The following is a 6,369-nucleotide window of genomic DNA, read 5'->3' on the forward strand; positions in this document are numbered from 1 at the left end:
CGCTACTCGGCAGCAACGGCGGTGCGTACTTTGTGTATCATGGCCGGATCGTAGAAGAAGTGCTCCTCGATGAGTTGTTCGCCGCGCCAGGTCTGCCAGGCCACCTCCTCCATCGCGCGGACCGATCCGTCTTTCGCGGTGAACTCGAAGCGCCAGCGGATCGCGGAACGATCGCCATCGAGCAACAGCGGTCCGATCCGCGTTGTCTTCACGCTCGCTACCCGCGCAAGCGTGGCGCGTTCCTTTGCCGCCAGCACGTCGCGGCCCGAGATCGGCGGATTCTCGTTCTCGCGGGTTGACGCGTCGGGCGCGTAGAAGCGCTCGATCGCGCCGACATGATCATTGGCCTCGACGGTGGCGGCGAAGGCGCGCAGCGTTTCCATTGAAGGCATTTGGGCACTCCTGTTTACCGACTGATAGTCGGTATTTACCGACTTAAGGTCGGAAAGTCAATTGCGAAGATTTTGTTCCCCGCTACAATGTCCCGATGGCGACCCAGCAGGAACGGCGGCAGACGACGCGCAGCGCGATCATCAAGGCGGCGCACCGCCTGTTCGGCGATCGTGGCTTTGCGGCGACCACGATGGATGACGTCGCGGCCCAGGCCCGGGTCGCCAAGGGCGCGGTCTACCACCACTTCGCGACCAAGGAGGCGCTGTTCGAGGCCGTATTCGAGCAGGTCTCCGAGGAGCTGCTCGCCGAGGTCGATCGCGTGGCGCGGTCGGAAAAGGACGCGCTCGCCGCGATGGCAAAGGGCACACAGGCCTATTTCGATGCGTGCGCGAACGATCGGACCGGCCAGATCGTGCTGCATGACGGGCCGGCGGTGCTCGGCTGGGAGCGTTGGCGCGAGATCGACAATCGCCATTTTGGCGGACGCTTCCCGGCCGCGCTCGAGCGCGCCATGAATCAGGGTCTGATCGCGCGGCAGCCGATCGAGCCGTTGGCGCGTCTCCTTCTCGGCGCCGTGACCGAAGCCGCGGTCGCCTGCTCCGGCCGCGATCTGCAAAAAGCAGGCGCGGATTATGCCCGCGCCTTCCAGGCGCTGCTCGATGCGTTGCGTCTGAAATAAGCGCGCTTCGGCAAAAATGCCGCATCGCCTTGCGGCGCCCGCCGTTGTGCTGAACGCGCGCCTATCGTCAGATGCCAAGCGCACCAAGACGCGATTTTAAGGAAGCACTGCATGGAATTTGCTGAGATCAACGGCGCCGGGCTGCGCTACGCGATTGAGGGCAAGGGCGAGCGCACGCTGGTATTGGTGCACGAAATGGGCGGCTCGCTCGAAAGCTGGGAGGAGGCTGGCAGCCGGTTTGCCGAATCCCGCCGCGTGCTGCGCTACGATTGCCGCGGCGCGGGCCTGTCGCAAAAGGTGCGCGGCGCGCTTTCCATCGACACCATGGCCGACGATATCGCCGCACTCCTCGAGCACGTCGGCATTGCAGGAAAGGTGGCGCTCGCCGGCGTCGCCGTGGGCGGCGCGATTGCGCTGCATTTCGCAGCGCGCCACAGCGCGCGCACCAGCGCCGTTGCCGTCGGCAGCCCCGCCACCGGTATCGAGGCGGATCGCCGTGCCGCGGTGCTCGAACGTGTCGCCAGGCTCGAAGCCGCCGGCATGGCGTTCGCCGCCGAGGACTCGATGCGGAACGGTTATCCCGACGAGCTTCGCGGCGACATCAAGCGGTTCAGGCAATATCGCGCGCGCTGGCTCGGCAACGATCCCGCAAGCTATGCCGCTATCTATCGCATGCTGGCCGCGACCGAGATGAAGGGTGAATTGACGACATTGCGCTGCCCCGTGCTCGTGATCGGCGCTCTCTTCGATCGCACCCGGCCGCCGGCGATCGCGAAGGCCGTGGCCGATATGATCCCCGGCGCCACCTATGACGAGCTTCGCACCGGCCACTACATGGCCGCGCAGACCCCTGACCTCCTGTTCAGCCGCATCGACGCCTTCCTGCGCTCGGTCGACGCCTGATCTCACCTTCACCTCACCCGTGACAAAGGTCCCTTCATGACTTCTCAGCCCGCGCAGCAAATTCCCGGCATCTATCATCGCAAGATTGGCGAGATCGTCGTCACCGCGGTCAGCGACGGCTATCTCGACGGCAACCTCGACGTGATGCGCAATGTCGATCTCGACGCGGCGCATCGCATCCTGCGGGAAGCCTTTCGCCCCGCACGCCGAACCAGCGTCAACGCCTTCCTGATCTATTCGAAGGGGCGGCTCGCGATCGTCGACACCGGGTCCGGCAACTATCTGCTGCCGACCGCCGGCATCGTTCAGGCCAACCTCGCGAGGGCCGGCATCGACCCGAAGTCGATCGATACCGTGCTCCTCACCCATATGCATCCGGATCATTCCGCCGGCCTCACCGACATGTCGAACGGCCAGCGCCTGTTTCCAAACGCCGAGCTTGTCATGCACGAGAACGAGCCGAAACACTGGTTCGACGACGGCGCGATGGCGAAGGCCGACGAGCGGTCAAGGAAGCTCTATTTTCAGGCCGGCCGCGAGCAGGTCTTACCCTACAAGGACCGAACGCGGCTGTTCACGGGCGGCGAAGTGTTTCCGGGCGTCACCGCGATCCCGAGCGTCGGACATACGCCGGGCCACACCGCCTATCTCGTCGCCTCCGGCAACGATCAGCTCATGATCTGGGGCGACACCGTGCACGTGCCGGAAGTGCAGACCGCGATCCCCGAAGCCGGCATGGCGTTCGACACCGATCTCGCCGCGGCGGCAGCCGCGCGCAAGCGCATGTTCGATCGCGTCTCCGCCGACGGCGTCCTCATCGCCGGCATGCACCTGCACTTCCCGTCATTCTCGCGGCTGAAGCGGCGAGGCGGCGCCTATGAGCTCTATGGCGAGCCCTGGATGCACGCGCTGGAGGCGAGCTGAGGCGGGTTAATGTTGAAAAAGGTGCGGCCATATCACAATGGCGGAACCGTCGTTCGTCTCAAAGCGATGCGGACGCAAAAGCCCCCGGTGTTGTCGCACCGGGGGCTTTCGTCATGGCCGCGAGTACATCCGTCGCGTCCATCCACCGGCAAAGTATCGCAATCAAAATTGCGCAGCGTGTGGCGGCGATGCGACCTCATCATGATCGTCTGAAGAAACCGAACTGCGCGTGACCGCTTTGGATATGGCATATGGAAGTTCAAGACAAACCAAAGCGACCACTAGGCCGCGCGTGATGAGTGCCATCTGCGCCAGTGCGCCGCGATGTCGACTCGTCGCGTGAGCCACACCTTGGGATTGCTTGCGAGCCAATCAAGGGCTTTTGCCAGTCCAAAGGCGCGACCTGGATGCCCAATGATCCGGTTGTGAAGTCCGAAACTGAGCATCCGCGGCGGATCCTCGTCGATCACGCATTGGACGGCATCTCTGATGTAGTCAAAGTAATCGCTGCCCGTGGTGATGCCTTGGCGGCTGAAGCGCACGTCGTTGTGCACAAGCGAATAGGGAATCACCAGTTGGTCGCGCGAGCCGACCTTCACCCAGTATGGAAGCTCGTCGTCGTAGGCGTCACTGTCGTAGGAGTATCCCGCGTCGAGCAGGATTACACGCGTGGACAGCGATGGGGCATAGCGCGAGTACCAACCTTCGGGGCGGGTGCCGATGCATTTGGTAATGATCTCCGTGGCAAGGCGAATGTGCTCGCGTTCCGTCTCGGGGGCGAGATTGGCATGCATCTCCCACCGTAAGCCATGGCCGGCGACATCCCAGCCTGCTTCGCGGATAGCTGCCGATGCTTCGCCATTCCGCTCGAGCGCACGGGCGATGGCAAACACTGTGCAAGGGAGGTTTCGCCTGGTGAACATCCGGTGCAGGCGCCAGAATCCGGCCCGGCTGCCGTACATGAACATGCTTTCGGCCCCCAGGTCGCGGCCGCCAACGGCGGCGGTCGCCCCCTCCGTCAGCGCGGCCTCGGACACGGGATCGCCGTCCGGCACGGCATACTCGCCCCCCTCCTCGTAGTTGATCACGAAGTTGACGGCGACATGCGCGCCATTCGGCCAGCGCGGATCGGGCGGCTGGCGGCCGTAACCCAGAAAGTCCCGCGTCCGTCCCGCCTCCGCGTCAGTCATGTCTGGTTCTCCTGAGTCCGATCACGATTCGCCAGTCAACAGCCGGCAATCTTCACACCGCCTGCTTCACGGCGCCTCCCACGAGCCCGCGACGTATTGCTTCGGCATACCCATCGTCGAGCGCGGCCGCTAGCGCGTTCATCATCTCGTCGATCTCCGCCCTGGTGACGATCAGCGGCGGGCAGACGTACACCGCATCGGGGGCGGCGCGGATGAGAAGACCGCGATCCATGGCGCTCTGCTGAATCAGGGTACCGATGCCGGCAGCAGGGGGCAGAGCTGCGTGGCTTGCCTTGTCGGCGACGATGTGAACCGCACCGATCAATCCGACACCACGCGCTTCGCCGACGAGCGGATGGCCGGCCAATCCTTGCAACTTCTCCTGCAGATAGGGACCGACTTTCCTGACGTGGCTCAGGATGTCCCGCTCGGCATAGATCTTCAAAGTCTCGAGGGCCACCGCCGCGGACACCGGGTGTCCGGCATAGGTGAAGCCGTGCGCGAAGTTTCCGAGCTTGCCGGAATGCGCCGTGATGGCCTCGGCAATCTTTTCGCTGATGATCGTCGCCGAGATCGGCAAGTAAGCGGACGACAGCGCCTTGGCCACGGTCATGATGTCGGGTTGAATGCCGAAGGTCTCGCAGCCGAACATGTTTCCGGTGCGGCCGAAGCCTGTGATCACCTCGTCGGCGATGAACAGGATGTCATAGCGGCGCAGGACTTCCTGCACGCGCGGGAAGTAATCGCGCGGCGGCACGATCACGCCGCCCGCGCCGTTCACCGGCTCGGCGATGAACGCCGCAATGGTGTCAGGTCCTTCCCGGATGATCAGCTGTTCGAGATTGCCGACCAGCCGATCGACGAAGGCCCGCTCGCTCTCGCCGGGCAAGCCATAGAGATAGTGGCTCGGACAGTCGGTACGGAGCACGCCACCCACCGGCAGATCAAAATCATTGTGGTTGGGCGGCAGGCCCGTCAGGCTTCCGGAAAACACGGTGATGCCGTGATAGGCGCGCACGCGGCTGATGATCTTCTTTTTGCGCGGGCGGCCGATCGCGTTGTTGTAGAACCAGACGATCTTGGCCGCCTGGTCGTTGGCTTCCGAACCCGAATTCGCAAACAGGACCTTGCCAAGCCCCTTGGGTGCGATCTTCAGCAGCGCTTCCGCAAGTTCGATCATCGGCTCGTTCGATCGGCCGTTGAAGATGTGGTAGGTCGGAAGCTTCTCCATCTGGCGAACGGCCGCCTCCACCAGCCGCTTCTCGTTGAAACCGAGCGAGGTGCTCCAGAGGCCGGCCATCCCCTCCAGATATCTCTTGCCGCCATCGTCGTAGACATAGACGCCCTCACCCCTCGCGATCACGGTCGGACCGACCGTCTTGTGCTGCTCAAGGTTGGTGTAGGGGTGGATGACGGTTGCGACATCACGGCCTGCGAGCGAATTGGGTTGAGCGACCATGGATATCTCCGGGGTATCGGACAGTGGGGCGTTGCGATCTTGGGACAGCGCAGGGAGAAGGACAATTACAAATCATGCATTGGACCCATGGCCGGATGGTGCGCTGCAGAGAAGGGTGCGGGTCCAAGCAGCAAGTTATTGCCAGACCGCCCAGGAAAGCCCCTCTGGCAAAAGAACTTAAGGCAGCGCCTCGCATTGCCGCGGCGTGATCGCGCCCGGATCATGCAAACGTCCGCCCTCGATTGGAGAGGGCGCAGGGAATACCGGATGCTGGCCGCACCCGCGAGCCTTGCGTGCAAGGAAAGTGCACTTAGCGCACGCAAGCGACAACAGGGCAGCCGAAACAGTCCGGCATTCCCTGCGCAATGGTTTACGGCTTATGGCGTGCTCTCCTCGGAGTGCCGGGCTTGATAGCCTCCGTCGCCTTGGGATCATCACCCAAGACTTGACACCAGCGTCGGGGTGCCAGGACCACACGTTTTCGCCGTCCGCCCCAGCCGCGTTCGTCTCGCGCGGCCAAGGCGTCCATCGCATCCCGCACCCCACGTCCGTGACGATCGCGATACGCCCCTGATGGGTACAGGACGGGGCGGAAGATAGGACTGATTTTCCCTTCTGATAAAGAGAAATATTTTTGATGAACGGGCTTGACATAGCTTCCGATAAAGCGAAGTCAATTTGCCCGTCGAGGCTGGGCAAGAACTCGGCATTTCCGGCAATTGATGTACGATTCGGTTTATGACGAATCACACATTCAAGAGCGGCGAGAGCCGGGACCAGGTCTGCCTGCTTCCTGCGCGGATAGAAGACTATGTCGGCCC

6 protein-coding genes are annotated in these 6,369 nt (G+C 63.2%); 3 read left to right on the forward strand and 3 right to left on the reverse strand.

Annotated elements, in window-relative coordinates; translation table 11 throughout:
* Positions 1-2: 2 nt before the first annotated feature.
* The gene (locus VKR55_RS15415; protein WP_324404765.1) at positions 3-392 is read right to left on the reverse strand and encodes a nuclear transport factor 2 family protein; all 390 of its coding nucleotides are present in this window, start codon (positions 390-392) and stop codon (positions 3-5) included.
* Positions 393-487: 95 nt separating this feature from the next.
* Between VKR55_RS15415 and VKR55_RS15420 the strand changes: the two genes are divergently transcribed.
* From VKR55_RS15420 to VKR55_RS15430, 3 genes are all read left to right on the forward strand, one after another.
* The gene (locus tag VKR55_RS15420; RefSeq protein ID WP_324404766.1) at positions 488-1,072 is read left to right on the forward strand and encodes a TetR/AcrR family transcriptional regulator; all 585 of its coding nucleotides are present in this window, start codon (positions 488-490) and stop codon (positions 1,070-1,072) included.
* Between the two features lie 111 nt (positions 1,073-1,183).
* Complete coding sequence (locus tag VKR55_RS15425) at positions 1,184-1,975, forward strand: alpha/beta fold hydrolase (protein ID WP_324404767.1); 792 nt, start codon at positions 1,184-1,186, stop codon at positions 1,973-1,975.
* A gap of 36 nt (positions 1,976-2,011) precedes the next feature.
* Entirely contained in the window at positions 2,012-2,899 is an 888-nt protein-coding gene (locus VKR55_RS15430; protein ID WP_324404768.1) for an MBL fold metallo-hydrolase, read from the forward strand.
* A gap of 281 nt (positions 2,900-3,180) precedes the next feature.
* Here VKR55_RS15430 and VKR55_RS15435 read toward each other — a convergent pair whose 3' ends face one another.
* Together VKR55_RS15435 and VKR55_RS15440 are read right to left on the reverse strand one after the other, a co-directional pair.
* Positions 3,181-4,089: a polysaccharide deacetylase family protein gene (locus VKR55_RS15435; protein ID WP_324404769.1), complete on the reverse strand. Its 909-nt coding sequence runs from the start codon at positions 4,087-4,089 to the stop codon at positions 3,181-3,183.
* A gap of 52 nt (positions 4,090-4,141) precedes the next feature.
* Positions 4,142-5,548, reverse strand: a complete 1,407-nt coding sequence (locus tag VKR55_RS15440) for an aspartate aminotransferase family protein (protein ID WP_324404770.1) — start codon at positions 5,546-5,548, stop codon at positions 4,142-4,144.
* Positions 5,549-6,369: the final 821 nt, after the last annotated feature.

It is taken from the genome of Bradyrhizobium sp. (assembly GCF_035309285.1).
In the GTDB taxonomy this organism is placed as follows: Bacteria; Pseudomonadota; Alphaproteobacteria; order Rhizobiales; family Xanthobacteraceae; genus Bradyrhizobium.

Bases quoted from the DNA above. Each gene is read 5' to 3' on its own strand.
- VKR55_RS15415 (WP_324404765.1), bottom strand. From the start codon at position 392: ATGCCTTCAATGGAAACGCTGCGCGCCTTCGCCGCCACCGTCGAGGCC.
- VKR55_RS15420 (WP_324404766.1), top strand. From the start codon at position 488: ATGGCGACCCAGCAGGAACGGCGGCAGACGACGCGCAGCGCGATCATC.
- VKR55_RS15425 (WP_324404767.1), top strand. From the start codon at position 1,184: ATGGAATTTGCTGAGATCAACGGCGCCGGGCTGCGCTACGCGATTGAG.
- VKR55_RS15430 (WP_324404768.1), top strand. From the start codon at position 2,012: ATGACTTCTCAGCCCGCGCAGCAAATTCCCGGCATCTATCATCGCAAG.
- VKR55_RS15435 (WP_324404769.1), bottom strand. From the start codon at position 4,089: ATGACTGACGCGGAGGCGGGACGGACGCGGGACTTTCTGGGTTACGGC.
- VKR55_RS15440 (WP_324404770.1), bottom strand. From the start codon at position 5,548: ATGGTCGCTCAACCCAATTCGCTCGCAGGCCGTGATGTCGCAACCGTC.